This is a genomic window from Cellulomonas sp. NPDC089187 (assembly GCF_040685135.1).
In the GTDB taxonomy this organism is placed as follows: Bacteria; Actinomycetota; Actinomycetes; order Actinomycetales; family Cellulomonadaceae; genus Cellulomonas.
The window spans coordinates 90,222-103,497 of record NZ_JBFBHI010000001.1 but is presented as its reverse complement, the minus strand read 5'-3'; the positions used below and the strand labels follow the sequence as shown (position 1 = coordinate 103,497).

At 71.3% G+C, this 13,276-nt stretch carries 12 protein-coding genes and 1 tRNA gene; 7 read left to right on the top strand and 6 right to left on the bottom strand.

Translation table 11 applies throughout. The features are described 5' to 3' along the window. From AB0N78_RS00480 to AB0N78_RS00470, 3 genes are all read left to right on the top strand, one after another. Entirely contained in the window at positions 1–1,236 is a 1,236-nt protein-coding gene (locus AB0N78_RS00480) for a glycerate kinase (protein ID WP_363384363.1), read from the top strand. 90 nt (positions 1,237–1,326) lie between these two features. Beyond that, complete coding sequence (locus AB0N78_RS00475; protein ID WP_363384361.1) at positions 1,327–1,773, top strand: universal stress protein; 447 nt, start codon at positions 1,327–1,329, stop codon at positions 1,771–1,773. A gap of 182 nt (positions 1,774–1,955) precedes the next feature. Continuing rightward, entirely contained in the window at positions 1,956–3,488 is a 1,533-nt protein-coding gene (locus tag AB0N78_RS00470) for a S8 family serine peptidase (RefSeq protein ID WP_363384359.1), read from the top strand. 2 nt (positions 3,489–3,490) lie between these two features. Here the strand turns inward: AB0N78_RS00470 and AB0N78_RS00465 are convergent, their stop codons facing one another. Further along, positions 3,491–4,069: a GNAT family N-acetyltransferase gene (locus tag AB0N78_RS00465; protein ID WP_363384356.1), complete on the bottom strand. Its 579-nt coding sequence runs from the start codon at positions 4,067–4,069 to the stop codon at positions 3,491–3,493. Positions 4,070–4,166: 97 nt separating this feature from the next. Here AB0N78_RS00465 and AB0N78_RS00460 point away from each other — a divergent pair, with 97 nt between their 5' ends. Both AB0N78_RS00460 and AB0N78_RS00455 read left to right on the top strand, forming a co-directional pair. Then, on the top strand, positions 4,167–6,599 hold the full coding sequence (locus AB0N78_RS00460) for a glycoside hydrolase family 3 N-terminal domain-containing protein (RefSeq protein ID WP_363384353.1): 2,433 nt from the start codon (positions 4,167–4,169) through the stop codon (positions 6,597–6,599). Positions 6,600–6,661: 62 nt separating this feature from the next. Continuing rightward, on the top strand, positions 6,662–7,270 hold the full coding sequence (locus AB0N78_RS00455) for an NAD(P)H-dependent oxidoreductase (protein ID WP_363384350.1): 609 nt from the start codon (positions 6,662–6,664) through the stop codon (positions 7,268–7,270). A 94-nt stretch (positions 7,271–7,364) separates the two neighbouring features. Here AB0N78_RS00455 and AB0N78_RS00450 read toward each other — a convergent pair whose 3' ends face one another. Next, positions 7,365–8,282, bottom strand: a complete 918-nt coding sequence (locus AB0N78_RS00450; RefSeq protein ID WP_363384347.1) for a DMT family transporter — start codon at positions 8,280–8,282, stop codon at positions 7,365–7,367. Between the two features lie 39 nt (positions 8,283–8,321). Here AB0N78_RS00450 and AB0N78_RS00445 point away from each other — a divergent pair, with 39 nt between their 5' ends. Next, entirely contained in the window at positions 8,322–8,822 is a 501-nt protein-coding gene (locus AB0N78_RS00445; RefSeq protein WP_363384344.1) for a MarR family transcriptional regulator, read from the top strand. On the opposite strand, the gene AB0N78_RS00440 is transcribed toward AB0N78_RS00445, so the two are convergent. Then, on the bottom strand, positions 8,823–10,016 hold the full coding sequence (locus tag AB0N78_RS00440) for an AI-2E family transporter (protein WP_363386191.1): 1,194 nt from the start codon (positions 10,014–10,016) through the stop codon (positions 8,823–8,825). Between the two features lie 225 nt (positions 10,017–10,241). On the opposite strand from AB0N78_RS00440, the gene AB0N78_RS00435 reads away from it, so the two are divergent. Further along, positions 10,242–10,325, top strand: a tRNA-Leu gene (locus tag AB0N78_RS00435). A gap of 143 nt (positions 10,326–10,468) precedes the next feature. Here the strand turns inward: AB0N78_RS00435 and AB0N78_RS00430 are convergent. From AB0N78_RS00430 to AB0N78_RS00420, 3 genes are all read right to left on the bottom strand, one after another. Continuing rightward, positions 10,469–10,960: a glutathione peroxidase gene (locus AB0N78_RS00430; RefSeq protein WP_363386189.1), complete on the bottom strand. Its 492-nt coding sequence runs from the start codon at positions 10,958–10,960 to the stop codon at positions 10,469–10,471. 98 nt (positions 10,961–11,058) lie between these two features. Continuing rightward, positions 11,059–12,663, bottom strand: a complete 1,605-nt coding sequence (locus AB0N78_RS00425; RefSeq protein WP_363384341.1) for an SPFH domain-containing protein — start codon at positions 12,661–12,663, stop codon at positions 11,059–11,061. Positions 12,664–12,713: 50 nt separating this feature from the next. Then, positions 12,714–13,211 (bottom strand): NfeD family protein, encoded by a 498-nt coding sequence (locus tag AB0N78_RS00420; protein ID WP_363384339.1) that lies wholly within the window; start codon positions 13,209–13,211, stop codon positions 12,714–12,716. Between the last annotated feature and the right edge of the window lie 65 nt (positions 13,212–13,276).

The following is a 13,276-nucleotide window of genomic DNA, read 5'->3' as shown; positions in this document are numbered from 1 at the left end:
ATGCGGGTGGTGCTCGCCCCGGACTCATTCAAGGAGTCGATGAGCGCCGACCGCGCTGCTCGGGCGATGGCCGCCGGGGTGCGCGCAGTCCACCCCGACGCGCAGTGCGTGCTGCGACCGATGGCGGACGGCGGCGAGGGCACGCTGGCGGTGTGCACGAGCGCCCCGGGTTGGGCGGCTGTCGAGGTGCCGGTCGCCGGACCGCTGGGTACCCCGGTCACGGCCCTCCTCGGGTGGCATCCCGACCGACGGCTGGCGCTGGTGGAGTCAGCCCAGGCAGTCGGCGTGCACCTGGTGCCCCCAGCCGAGCGGGATGTGCTGCGGGCCGACTCGGGCGGGGTGGGTGAGCTGCTGTCGGCGGCGCTGGATCTGGGTGCGAAGCGGGTGGTGATCGGGCTCGGCGGCACGGTGACCAGCGACGGCGGGGCGGGGCTGCTGCGGGCGCTGGGGGTGCGGCTGCTGGGGCCGGGCGTGGTCCGGCCGGGTGCGTGGGGACCGGGTGCGGAGACCGGCGTGCTGGGCCCGGGTGCGGCGACCGGCGTGCTGGGGCCAGGTGCGCCCCTCGGGGTGACCGGCTTGGACGCGACCGGGCTGGACCCTCGACTCCGTCGCACCGTCCTCGACCTGGCCTGCGACGTGCGCAACCCGCTGCTCGGCCCACGGGGCGCGGTGGCGGTGTTCGCGCCGCAGAAGGGGGCGACTCCCGCGCAGCTCCCGGTGCTGGAATCGACACTGACCGCACTCGCCCCGCAGCTGGACCATCTGCGTGCGGCCCGACTGCGCCAGGACAGCCCGCGTCTGAACGGCCTGCATACGGACCACGACGAGCGGACCCCGGTGGCTGCCCTACCCGGCGCGGGGGCAGCGGGTGGCCTGGGTGCGGCATTGCTCGCGCTGGGGGCTCGGATGCGATCCGGGGCCTCGGTGGTGGCGGAGGCGATCGGATTACCCGACGCGATCCCCGGCGCGGACCTGGTGCTCACCGGGGAGGGCCGCGTCGACGCGCAGACGCTGGAGGGCAAGGTGGTGGCCGGCGTGTGCCAGCTGGCGCGGGCAGCCGGAGTGCCGGTGGCAGTACTCGGCGGGTCCGTCGCGCAGGACACCCGGTTGAACCGACTCGGTGCGGTGGCGATCCGTGACCTCGGCACCGGGCTGCCACTGTTGGAGGCGCTGCGGCGCGGGCCGGAGCTGGTGGAGCAGGCGACCGCCGACCTGCTGCGCACGCTGCCCGGCTGACCGGGTGCGATCCGGGACCACCGGCCCGCACCGACCGTCACGGAACGCCGATAGCCTCGATCCGTCACCGCCTTCCTGAACTGGAGTGTCATGGGCTACGAGCTGGGCACCGACGGACCGTCCGCCATCGTGGTGGGCGTCGATGGCTCCGAACCCTCGCTGCGGGCCGCCGCCTATGCCCTGGGCCAGGCCCGACGGCACGGCAGCCGACTGGTGGCGGTATTCGCCCGGACCACCACGGGCGGGATGGCCTCGATGATCGACGCCAGCGGCTCAGCCCGGACCGCGGTGCTCGCCGCGCAGGACGAGGTGGAGACCCTGCTGCGGCGGGCGCACGCCACCGAGGCCGGCGGAGTGGAAGCCGAGCTGATCGTGCGCCCCGGCGACCCGTTCCAGGTGCTGTCCGACGTGGCACGTGAGGTCCGGGCCGACTGCGTGGTGGTGGGCTCCTCGGAGTCCATCGGGCACCGGTTCGCCGGGTCGTTGGCCGTGCGTCTGGTGCGCAAGGCGCACTGGCCGGTCACCGTCGTTCCCTGATCGGAACCGCCTCGGGTGAACAGCCAGTTCACCCGGGTGAGCGCTCACACTCGGGCTGATCCGCGAGCATGCCTGACCGATCCTGAGGTCAGCGCTGGGGGGCGTCGCGCCCACCGTCCCCCCCCGCTCGGTGCGCAGCGGTTCCCGGCGATGCCCTGTCGTCGTCCTCCGAGGAACCCGCCATGCCGCTGTCCCTCCGTTCGCTCCGCCGGATGCCCGCCCGCCCACAGCCCAGCACCGGACGACAGAGCCCGACCGGTGCGCGCAACGGTCCGGAGCCGCATCGATTGGTCGGTCTCCTGCTCAGTGCGGTGGTGGTCGGCGCGCTGACCCCCGCCACAGCCCTTGCCAGCACCGCCGCACCGGTTCCGTCCACGAGCACCGCACCATCCGCGGCTGCCGCGCCGTCCACCAGCACCACGCCGGCCCCGAGTGCCGCGCCGTCCCCGTCGCCGAGTGACGTCGCCGAGCTGTCGGATGCTGCTCGCGTAGCGGACACCCACCCCGAGGCCACGCCCCTACCGGGTCCACTCGCCCCCGCGTCACTGCCCGCCCCCGGGCCGGGTCCGCTTCCCCCTGAGCCACTGCCCGAGCCCGGCTCCCTCATGCCGACATCAGCCCCGACACCCGACGCCCCCACCCCGCCCGACGCCCACGCCGACGGGGCAACCACCCCGATGCTCGTCACCCTGGCCCCCGGCACCAACGTCACCGCCACCGCCCGCGCCGCCACCGCACAGGACGCCTCCACCATCGAGGACCTCTACCCAGCGGCCTCCGGGTTCGCCGCCGACCTCACGCCGGAGGCCATCTCCGAGCTGGACGCCGATCCGCGGGTGATCTCCGTGGAGCCGGACGGACCGATGGCGATCACGGCCACCCAGCGCCCGCCGTCCTGGGGCCTGGACCGGATCGACCAGCCCACCCGGCCGCTGTCCGGCACCTTCACCTACCAGTACACCGGCAAGGGCGTGACCGCTTACGTCATCGACACCGGCATCCTGGCCACCCACCGGGAGGTGAAGGGTCGGGTCCGGTCGGGCTTCACCGCGGTGCAGGACGGTCGCGGCACCACCGACTGCAACGGCCATGGCACCCACGTCGCGGGCACACTCGGCGGCAGCACCTACGGCGTCGCTAAGCAGGTGACCCTGGTCCCGGTCCGGGTGCTGCCCTGCGCCGGGTCAGGCACCTTCAGCCAGCTGATCGCCGGGATCGACTGGGTGATCGCCGATCACAAGCCCCAGACCCCGGCGGTGGCCAACATCAGCCTGGGTGGCACGCTCAGCCCCGCGGTGAACGCCGCCGTCGACCGGTTGATCGCCGACGGGGTGATCGTCGTGGTCGCCGCCGGCAACGGCAACAAGGACGCCTGCGGCACGTCACCGGCGTCGGCGCGGTCCGCGATCACGGTCGGTGCCACCACCAAGGTCGACCGGCGGTGGCCGCAGTCCAACTGGGGGCGCTGTCTGGACATCTTCGCGCCGGGCGAGCACATCCTGTCCTCCTCGCACCGCAGTACAACGGCGAGCTCGTCGATGTCCGGCACCTCGATGGCGGCACCGCATGTGTCCGGTGCCGCGGCGATGATCCTGCAACGCACCCCCAAGGCGACCCTGGCGGCGGTGTGGAACGCGATGTCCGCCCGCAGCTCCAAGAACCAGGTCACCGGCGCGGGCACCGGGTCACCGAACCGGCTGCTGCGCACCCCCTGAACTCAGGGCCGCACCGTCACCCAGCGCTCGGTCACCGCGTAGCCCACCGCCCGGTTCATGCCCAGGCTCGCCGCGTTGTCACCGGCACCCCCGGTGCCAAAGAGCTCAGCACCCTCCGCGGCGAGCGCGAGCACGGAGGCTGCCTTCACCGCCGTGGCGATCCCCCGTCCTCGATGGGGCGCTCGCACCGCGGTGAAGGCGGTCTCGACGCGGTCGGACAGCCGCTCGACGGCGGTCATCGCGACCAGCGCTTCCCCGTCGCTCGCCCCGAACACCCGACCTTCTCCGAACAGCGCCACCGCACTGTTCCGGTCCAGATCCGGTCGCGGGGTGGCAGGTCCCTCCGGGTAGTCCGCCCGGGTCGCCCGGTGCAGATCGAGCACCCGGGGCAGATCCGTCACGGTCAGCTCGCCGACGGCGATCCCCTGACCGGTCACCCGCGCCACCAGTGCTGTCAACCGGGCCGGGTTCAGGTCGTCGCGGTGCAGGCGAGCACCCCAGGACTCGGTCACCACCCGCGCACCCGCGTCGAGCAGCACGGCCAGCTCGGGGTCGTCGGAACGCAACGTCCTGGTGGTCATCCGTGCACCGTAGCCGGACCCGCCATCGAATCGATACGACAATTCCGGCCACACCTGGGTAGTGTCACCGCACCGACTCAGCGAGGAGAGCGCTTCCATGACCGACCCGGGCACCACCGGCCTGACCCCCGATTCCCTGGCCCAGGCCTCCACGACGATCCTGGACGACGACCGGCATGTGGACCCCGAACTGGTCCGGCTGGCCCGGCGCGCGGCCGCCGACGGCGCGGTCCTTCTGCGCCATGACGGCACCCTGCCGCTGGTCGCGGACGCCCGGGTCGCTGTCTTCGGCCGGGTGCAGATCGACTGGTTCGCGGTCGGTTACGGCTCCGGTGGCGACGTGAACGCCCCCTACACGATCAACCTGCTGGACGGGCTCCGGGAGGCCGGGGTCGACGTCGACACCGAGCTGGCCCAGACCTACACCGCCTGGTCCGCCGCGCACCGCCCCGACCCGGGCGAGTGGGGCACCTGGCCGCGTTCCTTCGAGGAGATGCCGCTGGACCCCGCCCTGGTCGACGCCGCAGCCGCACGCACCGACGTCGCCGTGGCGGTGATCGGCCGGGCCGCCGGCGAGTCGCGGGACAACGCCCTGGAGCAGGGCAGCTTCCTGCTCACCGATGACGAGCGCCACATGCTGGAGCAGGTCACCGCGGCCTTCGACCGGGTGGTGCTGGTGCTCGACATCGGCAGCACCATGGACCTGTCCTGGCTGGAGGACGACTTCGGCCGACGGATCGGCTCGGTGTTGCTGGCCTGGCAGGGCGGCATGGAGTCCGGCCGGGCCGTCGCCGACCTGCTCACCGGTGCGGTCTCCCCCAGCGGTCGACTCACCGATTCCATCGCGCTGCACTACCCCGACTACCCCACCGCCGGGAACTTCGGGCACCTGGACGAGAACGTCTACGCCGAGGACGTCTACGTCGGCTACCGCTTCTTCGAGACCTTCGCCCCGGACCGGGTGCAGTTCCCCTTCGGCTTCGGACTGAGCTACACCAGCTTCCAGCTCGACGACGACGGCAGCACCGTCACCGGCGACACCGCCGCGGTGGCCATCCGAGTCACCAACACCGGTCAGCACTCCGGACGTCAGACCGCCCAGCTGTACGCCGCTCGACCCCAGGGCGCTCTCGGACAGCCGGTGCTCACTCTCGCTGCCTTCGGCAAGACCGCCGAGCTGGCCCCCGGCGAGACCAGCACCATCCGGCTCACCGTCGACCTGACCGAGCTGGCCAGCTACGACGATTCCGGGGTCACCGGATACCCGCACGCCTGGGTGCTCGAGGCCGGCGACTACACCCTGCACGCCGGTGTCGACGTCCGGGACGCCGGAGCAGCCTCACCCATCGCCCGCTTCACGGTCCCGCAGACCCGAGTGGTGCAGCAGCTGCGCCAGGTCGCCGCACCGGACCCGGCCCAGCCCTTCCTGCGCATGCGGCCGGTCGCCGAGGGCACCTCCTTCCGGGTCGACCGCGAAGAGGTGCCCACCAGCGCCGTCGAGCGCCCGGCCCGCATCGCCGAGGCCCTGCCCACCGAGCTGCCCACCACCCACCGCGGCCTGACCCTGACCGATGTCGCCGCCGGGCGGGCCACCCTCGCGGAGCTGGTCGCCGACCTCGACCCGGAGGAACTGGAGGGCCTGACCCGCGGCGACTACGTGATGGACTCCCCGCTGGGCGCACCGGGCAACGCCGGCGTCCTCGGCGGTACCACCGAGGCCCTGCGCGCACGGGGCATCCCCCCGATCACCACCACCGACGGCCCCTCCGGCATCCGACTGTCCGCCTACGCCAGTCTGCTGCCCTGCGGCACCGCCCTGGCCGCCACGTGGGACCCGGACCTGGTCGAGGCGCTTGCCGCTACCCACGGTGCCGAGATGGTCGCCAAGGGCTCGGACATCCTGCTCAGCCCCGGGACGAACATCCACCGTGACCCGCTCTGCGGCCGTAACTTCGAGTACTTCTCCGAGGACCCGCTGATCACCGGCCGGACCGCCGCCGCCGTTGTCCGCGGCATCCAGTCCACCGGTGTGGCCGCATGCCCCAAGCACTTCGCGGCCAACAACCAGGAGGAGAACCGCAACCGCAACGACTCCCGGGTCTCCGAGCGGGCCCTGCGTGAGATCTACCTGCGGGGCTTCCAGATCTGCGTCGCCGAAGGTCGCCCGCAGACGATCATGACCAGCTACAACAAGATCAACGGTGTCTGGGCCCACTACCACCACGACCTGGTCACCACCGTGCTCCGTGAGGAGTGGGGCTACGACGGGCTGGTGATGACCGACTGGTGGATGCAGCCGGCCACCGACCCGGACTTCCCCGCGCTGACCAACGACGCCTACCGGGTCCGGGCACAGGTCGACGTCCTCATGCCCGGCGGCAAGGACTTCGGCACCGACCACGGGGACGGCAGTCTGCTGACCAGCCTCACGGCGGAGGAGGGGATCACGCTGGCCGAGGTGCAGCGCACTGCGCAGACCGTGCTGCGGTTCGTGCTGGGGACGCGACGATTCCGGGACAGCATCGGCTGACACGCTCGCGGGGGGGGCGGTTCGGGTCGCCACTCGAACCGCCCCACCGCAGACTGCTCGGCATGACCGACCTCACCGCCCTCGCCCTGATCGGCTCCCTCAAGCCCTCGCCCGCACCGTCCAGCAGCGAGCACCTGGCCAACCAGGTGCTCGCCGCGCTCGCCCAGCACGGCGTGACCGGCAGCACCCTCCGGCTCGCCGACTACGACATCCGCCCGGGGGTCGAGACCGACATGGGCGACGGCGACCAGTGGCCGCAGATCCGGGCGCAGGTATTGGCCGCGGACATCCTGGTGATCGCCACCCCGATCTGGATGGGACAGACGTCCTCGGTGACCAAGCGGGTGCTGGAACGCCTCGACGCCGAGCTGTCCGAGACGCAGGCCGACGGGCGACCGATCCTGTTCGACAAGGTGGCCGCGGTGGCAGTGGTCGGCAACGAGGACGGCGCGCACCATGTCAGCTCCGAGCTGTTCCAGGCGCTGAACGACGTCGGCTACAGCATCGCGCCGCAGGCGGTCACCTACTGGGTGGGCGAGGCGATGGGGTCGGTCGACTACCGGGACCTGCCCGAGACCCCGGAGTCGGTGGCGACCACCACGGCGACACTCGCCCGCACGACCGCGCACCTGGCCCGGCAGCTGGCGACGGCGGCTTATCCCGGAGCGTGACGTGCCGCCTCGGGTGGCTGCGGCTCAGTGGTCTACCGGGGCAGGGGCTCGGCTGCGTCCTGGGCAGCGGGTCCGCCGCGCAGCGGGCAGCGTCTCAGCGAGGCACCGGGGCGGGTGGGATGGGAACCTCCGACACCACAGCCTCGGGCACCGCCGCAGGCACACGACGCCGTGGCCGGATCGTGCTCCACGCCACCGCCGCGAGCACCACCACGATCCCGACGATCTGCACCACGGTCAGCGACTCCCCCACCACCACGGTGCCGAGCAGGATTCCGGTCAGCGGGTTCAGCATCCCCAGCGCCCCGACCTGCGCCGCCGGCAGGTGTTTCAGGCCGCCGAACCAGCACAGGAACGCCAGCGCGGTTGCGATGAGACTGGTGAAGGCAAAGCCGATCCCCGCCCGCAGGTCGATCTCCGGCGGCGGACCACCGATCGCCGCCACCGCCGCGAGCACCAGACCGCCCAACGTCATCTGCCAGGCCGTGGAGGCCAGCACCGGAGTACCCGCCGACCACCGTTTGCCGAGCAACGCTCCGGTCGACGAGGACAGCAATGCCGCCACCGCCGCGACCACCCCCACCGGGTCGATGGCCCCACTCGTGCCACCGAGCACCAGCACCAGCGCGCCCGCTCCGATCACCCCACCGGCGACCGCCCGGAATGTCGGTCGCTCACTGGTCAGCGGCCAGGCCAGGAAGGTCAGCGCCAGCGGACTGAGCGCCATGATCGAGGAGGCGATGTTGCTCGGCAGCAGTTGCGCGGAGGCGTAGACCAGCGCGAAGAACCCGGCCACATTCAGCAGCGCGAGCACCACCGACTGCCACCACTGCCGCCCGTGCGGCAGTGCCCGGGCCAGCGGCAACAGCACCAGACCGGCAGGCAGCGCACGCAACGCCGACCCCCACAGCAGCGCATCGGCAGGCAGCATCTGCCGGGTCACGACGTAGTTGGCGCCCCAGGCGATCGGTGCCACCGCGGTGATCGCCAACCACCGTCCCTTAGCTTCCATGGAAGCCACTATAGCTTCCATGGAAGGTATTCTGACCGGATGAGCCCGGACCGCGTCGCCAGGATCCAGCAACAGTGGCAGCGAGAACGCCCTGACCTCGACGTCTCCCCGCAAGGACTCATCGGCCGCTTGCACCGCCTCGCCGATCTGATGCGGGTCGAACTCGTCGCGCTCTACCGGCGCTACGGACTGGGCGAGGGCGAATTCGACGTGCTCGCCGCCCTCCGACGCCAAGGCGCACCCTACGAACTCGCACCCGGAGCACTGGCCCAGCACACCATGGTCACCACCGGCGCCATGACCAAGCGTCTCGACCGCCTGGAGGAGGCCGGACTGGTCGAACGTCGACCCAGTGACGACGACGGACGCGGCCGGGTGGCACGCCTCACCGAGGCCGGACGTGCCCTGTTCGACGAGGCCTTCACCGCCCACATCCGCAATGAGCACCGCCTGGTCGCCGCCCTCGACCCCGCGCAGCAAGCAGCCCTGGCCGACCTGCTCACCGTCTGGCTCGGCGGATTTGAGACCCCGGAGGCCTGATCAGGCCTGCTCGGCGACCTCGTCCTCGTCCTCGACCGGCCGGGTGTGCCCCTCGGTCTCCTCCGGTTCCATCGGCGGGTCCGGGGTGTGTAGGCGGGAGTACACCGCCCACACCACCGACACCAGCGGCACCGCGATCACGGCCCCCAGGATGCCGGCGCTCAACGTCCCCGCCGTCACCGCCAACGCCACCACCACCGGGTGCAACGACACCTGCTTGCCCATCACCAGCGGCTGCAGCACATGCCCCTCGAACTGCCCGATCAGCGCGATCCCGATCCCGACAACGGCAGCCTGGATCGGACCGTTCGCCGCCAATGCCACGATCATCGCGATCACCATCGCCGCCGGCGCACCGATCAGCGGGATGAACGCACCGATCAGCACCAGCACCGCCAACGGTGCCGCCAACGGCACGCCCACGATGCTCAGCAGCACGAACGCCAAAATCCCGTCGGTGACCGCGATGATCACCGTGCCCCGGGTGTACCCGGAGAACGTGTACCACCCGGCACCACCGGCGGTCAGCCAGGTTGGCCGCACCCGCGACGGCAGCTGGTTGAGGAACCACGTCCACATCTCCTGCCCGCGCGCCAAGAAGAAGATCGCGCAGAACAGCGCCAACGCCAACGCGGTGAACACCTCCACCACCGACCCCGCCTGCGAGGCCGCCTGCCCGGCGATGTCCCCGGCATGATCCTGGATCCACTGCCGCCCGGTGTCGATCCACTCCCCGATCTGATCGTTGGTGATCGTCACCGGCAGCGGACCGTCCTCCAAGAAGTCGACGATCTGATCGATGCCGTCCCCGAACTGCGCCGACAGCGCCGTCCACTGCGTCGCCACCGAGTAGCCCACGTAGAAGATCAGCCCGGACAACACCAGGAACCCCGACAGCAACCCCAGCGCCGTCGCCAACGGCCGCGGCATCACCTTGGCGTAGATGTCCACCAGAGGCCGCAGCACCGCCGTCAACACCAGCGCGATGAACACCGCGATGAACAGCAGCTTCACCTGGGAGGTGGCGTAGAACACCACCCCGACCCCGACCAGCAACACCAGCAGCCGCCAGGTCGTCCCAGCCGAGGTCTTCAACCACTGCGGCACATTCTCCTCAGTGCCACCGGTAGGACCTCGCCGCTGACCGGCCACCCGGCGCACCCCGCTCCCGCCGCCCGGGATCTGCTCGGCCATCGTGTGTGCCACCTCCACCTCGACACCTGGACCGGACGGTCGCCCGGTCACCGACCGCCCCGCCGCCGGGTCAGCCGCCCGACCAGGAACGATCCAGTCGCCTCCCAGTCTGGACCCGGGAGGCGATGCATGCCCGAGCACCGCGCCGTGCTATCTTTACTCACCGTTCCTGCGACACCGGGGCCGAACGCTGCTGCGCTCGATCCGGGGCCGTGGGGAGCACCTGTCCGGGTGGCGGAATGGCAGACGCGCTAGCTTGAGGTGCTAGTGCCCGTATAGGGCGTGGGGGTTCAAGTCCCCCTCCGGACACTCGTTGAGACAGCGACGACGAAGGCCCCGATCCCGCCAGATCGGGGCCTTCGTCGTTCCGGAGGACACCTGGCCTACGCGGGCCCCACGGCCACGGGCACCGCGGCGGGTGCAGCGCGACGGCCTCACCGGGGCCCGACCTCTCAGGAGCCGGCCGGCAGCATCTCCTCCAGCGCCGCGATCACCTCGGGAGAATCCGGTACCGTGCGCGGCCGGAACCGGCGCACCCGGCCATCCGGTGCCACCAGGAACTTCTCGAAGTTCCAGGTGATGCGCCCCGCCTTGCCGGAGTCGTCGGGCGCTTGGGTGAGCTCGCGGTAGAGCGGATGCGCGTGCCGACCGTTGACCGGGGTCTTCTCCAACATCGGGAAGGTGGCGCCCCAGGTCACCGAGCAGTACTCGGCGATGGCGTCGGAGCTGCCTAGTTCTTGCAAGAACTGGTTGCTGGGCACCCCGACCACAGTGAAACCGCGCGGGCCGTACTCGCGGTGCAGCGCCTCCAGTTGCTCGTACTGCGGGGCGAGTCCGCACCGGGACGCCACGTTGACGACCAGGGCGAGCCGACCGTCCACGAGTTCCCCGAAGGTGGTGTCGGTTCCACGCAGTGTGCGCACCGGGATGTCATCGAGCTGCATGGTGTGCAGCATCGCACCGTGCGGCGAGCGCGTCGAGGCCAGCCGCTGCACGGTGCGATGCTGCCTTCCCCGGACCAGAGGGCCCGGGGTCCACAGTCTCAGGCGGTGGGTTCGACGCTCCCGGCAGTCTCCTGCGGCAGCACGATGTCGTCCTCCGGCTTGGGGGCGAGCATGCCAGTGAGCAGCGCGGTGATGTCCAGCCCGGTGCCGGCCTTGACCACGGCAGGCACCTTGGTCACCAGGTCGGTGGCCAGCTTGGTCAGCCCGGAGGCGGACTCCGCGTCCCCCAGCACGGTGATCGAGTCGACGTTGCCGATCGGGGCAGCAGCTTCCCGCATCATCGAGGGCAGGGTGGCCAACACCTGGTCGATGACAGCGGCCTGACCGTAACGGTCGAAGGCCTCCGCCAGCAGCTCCTTGACCCGCGCCTCTGCCTCACCACGGGCCCGAATCGCCTCTGCCTCGGCCAGACCCTGCGCCTGTGTGGTCTCGGCCAGGGCCAGACCGTGCGCCTTGGCGGCGTCAGCATCGGCCAGACCGCGAGCCTTGGCGGCCTCAGCGTCCGCCAGACCGCGAGCCTTGGCGGCCTCAGCGTCGGCCAGACCCTGGGCACGCAGGTTCTCGGCCTCGGCCAGACCCTGGGCCTGGATCCGCGCGGCGTCGGCGTCACCCTGGGCGCGGATCGCTGCGGCGGCACCTTCACCCTCGGCGGTCAGCCGCTGCTGGTCGGCGTCGGCGGCCTTGCGCACGGCCACCGCCTTGGCCTCGGCCTCCTTCTCCGCGGTGTACAGCGCGGCATCCGCTCGCTTCTGCGCGTCGTAGAGATCGGCATCGGCCTTGGCGCGAACCTCGGAGTCCAGGCGCAGCTTGGTCAGCTCGACCTGCTGCTGGGCGTTGGCCTGCTCAGCCTGGGTGATCTCGGCCTGCTGCGCGGCAGCCACCTTCGGCCCGACGGCCTCCGCCTCGGCACGGGCGGCGTCGGTCTCCTTCTGGAACTCCGCCTCCCGCAGCGCCGCGTCCTTATTGGCCTCGGCGATGGCGATCCGGGCAGCGGCCTTGGCGCGCTCGGCCTCCTGCACGTTGGTCGCCTCGGCGATCTCCGCTTCACGGCGCACCTGCGCGGCCTGCGGACGACCGAGGTTCTCGATGTAGTCGGCCGGCTCGGAACGGATCGCGTTGATCTGCAGGGTGTCGACCCGCAGACCGGACTCGGAGAGCGCCTTCTCCGCCTCCAACTTGATCTCGGTGGCAAAGGCGGCACGGTCGGCCAGCACCTGCTCGACCGAGAGGTTGCCGATCACCGCACGCAGCGCACCTGCCAGGACAGTGGCCACCACACCCGGCACATCCTCTTCACGTCCGAGGAACCGCTGTGCGGCCGCGCGAACACCCTCGGGGGTGCCGTCGATCTTGGTCAGGGCGACCGCGTCGACGGTGACCTTGATCTTGTCCGAGGTGACACCCTCATCCACCCGCATCGGCACCTCGGTGGCGGACAGGTCCAGGGTGGCGGAGCGTTGCACGAAGGGCACGACAAACACGCCCGAGCCGATGGACACCTTCACCGGGGCGTCGCCACCGGAGCCGCCGGTGATCACCAGCGCCTCGTTGGCCTTGGGGATGCGGTAGCGGGAGACGATCGCGCCGACGGCCAGGCCGACGACAGCGAGCAGGGCGACAATGCCCACGATCAGGGAGCTCATGAGTGTCCTCTCGACGGTGCGGCCGACGGGATGGAGTACTGCGGATGTGGTCAGTCGACGGGGGCGACCAGGGCGCGTTCCGTGCCGTCCGCCCGGACGATCCGGACCATGGCGCCCTCGGGCAGGTCCTGTTCGGCCAGCGCGGTGAGGGTGCGTGGAGCGCCCTGCCAGCGGATCCGGACCACACCCGGCCGCTGCGGGGATGCCGCGGTGGTGAGCATGCCGGTCTGCCCGGTCAGGTCGGTGTCCTGGGGCTGGTTGGCGCTGCGTCGGTGCAGCGCCTTGGCCAATGCACCGAGCAGCAGCATCATCACCAGCCCGGCCACCACCGCGACACCGATCACCGCGGCGGCGGGCCAATCGGTCAGCTGCTGCAGGATCAACCCGGTCCAACCGAAGACCGCGATGCCGCCGACGATCCCCACGGTCGAGATACCGACGTCCCCGGGCAGGCTCAGCTCGAAGGCGTCGAACACCCCGTCGAAGATGAACGCGATCAGGGTCAGTGCACTGGCCCCGATAGCGACGACCAACAGTGCCGTGGTCATGGCGATTTCCCCTCAGCGGTGGTGCGAGTATGCGGCCGTCGGGGCGGGATTCCCGCGGACGGTGC

Coding starts and splice junctions, on each gene's coding strand:
- AB0N78_RS00445 (WP_363384344.1), top strand. CDS start 8,322: ATGAGCCCGGACCGCGTCGCCAGGATCCAGCAACAGTGGCAGCGAGAA.
- AB0N78_RS00425 (WP_363384341.1), bottom strand. CDS start 12,663: ATGAGCTCCCTGATCGTGGGCATTGTCGCCCTGCTCGCTGTCGTCGGC.
- AB0N78_RS00480 (WP_363384363.1), top strand. CDS start 1: ATGCGGGTGGTGCTCGCCCCGGACTCATTCAAGGAGTCGATGAGCGCC.
- AB0N78_RS00420 (WP_363384339.1), bottom strand. CDS start 13,211: ATGACCACGGCACTGTTGGTCGTCGCTATCGGGGCCAGTGCACTGACC.
- AB0N78_RS00475 (WP_363384361.1), top strand. CDS start 1,327: ATGGGCTACGAGCTGGGCACCGACGGACCGTCCGCCATCGTGGTGGGC.
- AB0N78_RS00450 (WP_363384347.1), bottom strand. CDS start 8,282: ATGGAAGCTAAGGGACGGTGGTTGGCGATCACCGCGGTGGCACCGATC.
- AB0N78_RS00470 (WP_363384359.1), top strand. CDS start 1,956: ATGCCGCTGTCCCTCCGTTCGCTCCGCCGGATGCCCGCCCGCCCACAG.
- AB0N78_RS00465 (WP_363384356.1), bottom strand. CDS start 4,069: ATGACCACCAGGACGTTGCGTTCCGACGACCCCGAGCTGGCCGTGCTG.
- AB0N78_RS00430 (WP_363386189.1), bottom strand. CDS start 10,960: ATGCAGCTCGATGACATCCCGGTGCGCACACTGCGTGGAACCGACACC.
- AB0N78_RS00455 (WP_363384350.1), top strand. CDS start 6,662: ATGACCGACCTCACCGCCCTCGCCCTGATCGGCTCCCTCAAGCCCTCG.
- AB0N78_RS00460 (WP_363384353.1), top strand. CDS start 4,167: ATGACCGACCCGGGCACCACCGGCCTGACCCCCGATTCCCTGGCCCAG.
- AB0N78_RS00440 (WP_363386191.1), bottom strand. CDS start 10,016: ATGGCCGAGCAGATCCCGGGCGGCGGGAGCGGGGTGCGCCGGGTGGCC.